Below are 2,953 nucleotides of genomic sequence, written 5' to 3' on the forward strand. Positions count from 1 at the left end.
TTATGCCCACCTCGGAAGTCCTGACCTTTATATGAAAGAATTTGAAAATAAATCCAAAATCAATTCAGAGGAGTTGACATCCTGGGCAAAAAAGAATCTCATCGATGAAAAATCCTCTGTCATTCATTATAAATCTATCGCTTCATGAATACATTTAGAATAGGCATGGGCTATGATGTCCACCAATTAAAAGAAGGCTATGACTTTTGGCTAGGCGGAATCAAATTAGAACATGAAAAAGGAGCAGTAGGTCATTCAGATGCAGATGTATTAATTCATGTTATTTGTGATGCATTGCTAGGTGCTGCAAACATGCGAGATATTGGATATCATTTTTCTGATAAAGACCCAAAATATAAAGGCATTGATAGTAAAATCCTTTTAAGTGAGGTATTGGAACTTATTAGAGAAAAAGGCTATGAAGTGGGCAATATTGACACAACTATCTGTTTGCAAAACCCAAAGATAAACCCTCACATTCCTAACATGAGAACATGTTTATCTGAAGTGATGAACGTTTCAGAAGATTCTATTTCCATCAAAGCTACCACCACTGAATGGCTTGGTTTTGTAGGTCGTGAAGAAGGTGTTTCTGCCTATTGCGTAGCTTTAATTTATCACGTATGAGCGAAAAACTAAAATTAATTATTACAGAGGATGGGTCTCACTCGCTTTACAACGAAGAGTTAAAAGAGACTTATCATAGCTTTCATGGAGCATTAAAAGAATCTATCCACGTTTTTATGCTCTATGGATTGGATTCTTGGTTAATGGAAAATCCAAACAGAAAGCCTTTGCGGATTTTTGAGGTAGGATTCGGAACAGGTTTGAATGCCTGGTTGACTTTAATTTGGGCAGAACAAAATCAAGTACCTGTTTTATATCATACTATCGAACCTTTTCCACTTTCTGAGGAAATTTATTCTCAATTAAATTATGGAGACTTGGATGATGGTTTTTTTCATTACAAGCCTTATCTCACAAGATTACATAAAAAAGCATGGGATGAAGGATCTGTGGTTTCTGAATATTTCAACATGAAAAAAGAAAAAACCACATTGGAAGAAGTTACACTTTATCCTAGTGACGTGGTCTTTTTTGATGCCTTTGCTCCAAGCAAAAATCCTGAATTATGGGAAAAGCCGCTTTTACAAAAAGTGTATGATTCCATGAATCCCGGAGGGATTTTTACTACCTATTGTGCAACTGGAAAACTAAAAAGAGACCTCAAAGAAATCGGTATGGAAGTTGAAACACTACCTGGCCCTCCCGGTAAAAAGGAAATGACCAGAGGCTGGAAAAAACAAAGCCCTCAGGAATAATTGTTTTTAAATAAGGCCAATAAATCTTGAAATGGAGATTGAAATTAAATTCAATCTCCATTTTTTCTTTGAAAATCAATTTTGGTTGACTTTTTGTCAAAGATAAATACTTGTAGAAAGGTCTATAAAAATTATATCTGACAAACCTTATTGATAAATAATGATACTTGGATTAATACTTCTTTTTCTAAATTTTCTACCTAATCAAATCTCTGAGGCAGGTCAAGCCAAATTAGAGAAAATGGTTCAAGAACGTGATGCCTTAACCGCAGAGTGGAAGAGATCTGAAAGTAAAAAATCAGGCATCTTCGGCAATCGAACTAAAAAGGACATGATTGAAACCAATCAATGGCTGGAAAGAATATTAGCGAAAGATAATCTCATCATGGACGAACTACGAATGATCGGGGATATTGAAACAACCGTTGCTACTCAAACTGGTGAAGATTATAAAACAATCACTTTGAATCTAGAACAGGATGTGCAAGCACTTAGAAGGGCTATGGCTGAAAAGGATAAAACTATTGAAGAGATGCTTGCAACAAGACGAACCTTTGAATGGACTACTTTAATTTTTTTCCTCAGTACTCTTGGATTGGGATATTGGATTTATAAAAGCAAAAAAACTGCTTAATCTAATTTATCAAAGCTTCAAGACAGGAAATTATTTGGTTCTGAATCTCGATTGTCTCAATCGAAATTAATTTTAACTTTTCAACCTTGCAATCGGAGTCCTTGCCCCCTTGGTCTTTTGCTCCAAATCCACCAAGATTTCAGCATCTAAAGGCAAAAATAAATCTACACGTGACCCGAATTTAATAAAACCAAATTCTCCTCCCTGGTCTAATTTCGATCCTTCTTTCACATACCATTTAATTCTTCTGGCAACAGCTCCAGCAATTTGCCTTACCAAAATCTGAGTTCCTTTTTCATTTCTTAATACCATCGTAGTCCTTTCATTTTCAGTACTTGATTTGGGATGCCAAGCAACCAGATATTTTCCAGGATGGTATTTAAAAAAATCTACAACTCCTTTTATTGGAGACCGATTGACATGCACATTTACCGGAGACATGAAAATAGAAACTTGTCTTCTTTTTTCTTTAAGGTATTCATCTTCAAACGCTTCTTCAATCACGACAACCTTCCCATCTGCCGGCGCAAAGACAATTCCCTCCTCATTTGGTAAGGGGAATACTGGGTTTCTAAAAAACTGCAGCACTAACAGATAAATGATAATACTACCTAGCATGGTAATATTCAGCATCAAATTTTTCTCTGGAAAAAAATAATAAAGCAAATAATTCAAAGCTACCAGGATGATCATCATCCAAAAAAGCAAAACTCTTCCTTCTCTGTGTATAGTCATATCGGGATCAAATAAAAGGCGTGGATTTTGGTCCACGCCTCAAAGATAAGCGATTCTATTGATTGAATAAATATTTAGAAGCCTCCACGATAAGTGTAAGTCTTCGCTACCTTGTCAATGGCAACGATGTATGCTGCGATTCTCATCGGAACATCGTATTTCTGAGAAGCTTGATATACATGGTCAAAAGCATCTTTCATGATACGGTCTGATCTTCTGTTGACACGGTCAGCAGTCCACTTATAACCCAATCTATTTTGAA

Annotated in this window: 4 protein-coding genes and 1 pseudogene; 3 read left to right on the plus strand and 2 right to left on the minus strand. The window is 35.9% G+C overall.

From position 1 onward, the window contains the following. The first annotated feature begins 144 nt into the window (after positions 1 to 144). The 3 genes from ispF (at position 145) to Q0L68_RS18895 (ending at position 1,956) form a co-directional block, all read left to right on the plus strand. The gene (gene ispF / locus Q0L68_RS18885) at positions 145 to 627 is read left to right on the plus strand and encodes a 2-C-methyl-D-erythritol 2,4-cyclodiphosphate synthase (protein WP_296705805.1); all 483 of its coding nucleotides are present in this window, start codon (positions 145 to 147) and stop codon (positions 625 to 627) included. After that, complete coding sequence (gene mnmD, locus Q0L68_RS18890; protein ID WP_296705806.1) at positions 624 to 1,322, plus strand: tRNA (5-methylaminomethyl-2-thiouridine)(34)-methyltransferase MnmD; 699 nt, start codon at positions 624 to 626, stop codon at positions 1,320 to 1,322. Before ispF ends, mnmD begins: the two co-directional genes overlap by 4 nt. A gap of 160 nt (positions 1,323 to 1,482) precedes the next feature. After that, positions 1,483 to 1,956: a Clp protease ClpB gene (locus Q0L68_RS18895; RefSeq protein ID WP_296705807.1), complete on the plus strand. Its 474-nt coding sequence runs from the start codon at positions 1,483 to 1,485 to the stop codon at positions 1,954 to 1,956. A 72-nt stretch (positions 1,957 to 2,028) separates the two neighbouring features. On the opposite strand, the gene Q0L68_RS18900 is transcribed toward Q0L68_RS18895, so the two are convergent. Both Q0L68_RS18900 and Q0L68_RS18905 read right to left on the minus strand, forming a co-directional pair. Further along, complete coding sequence (locus tag Q0L68_RS18900; RefSeq protein ID WP_296705808.1) at positions 2,029 to 2,691, minus strand: phosphatidylserine decarboxylase family protein; 663 nt, start codon at positions 2,689 to 2,691, stop codon at positions 2,029 to 2,031. A gap of 74 nt (positions 2,692 to 2,765) precedes the next feature. Next, positions 2,766 to 2,953: pseudogene (locus Q0L68_RS18905) on the minus strand (Glu/Leu/Phe/Val dehydrogenase); the annotation flags it as partial.

Source organism: Algoriphagus sp. (genome assembly GCF_024642405.1).
In the GTDB taxonomy this organism is placed as follows: domain Bacteria; phylum Bacteroidota; class Bacteroidia; order Cytophagales; family Cyclobacteriaceae; genus Algoriphagus.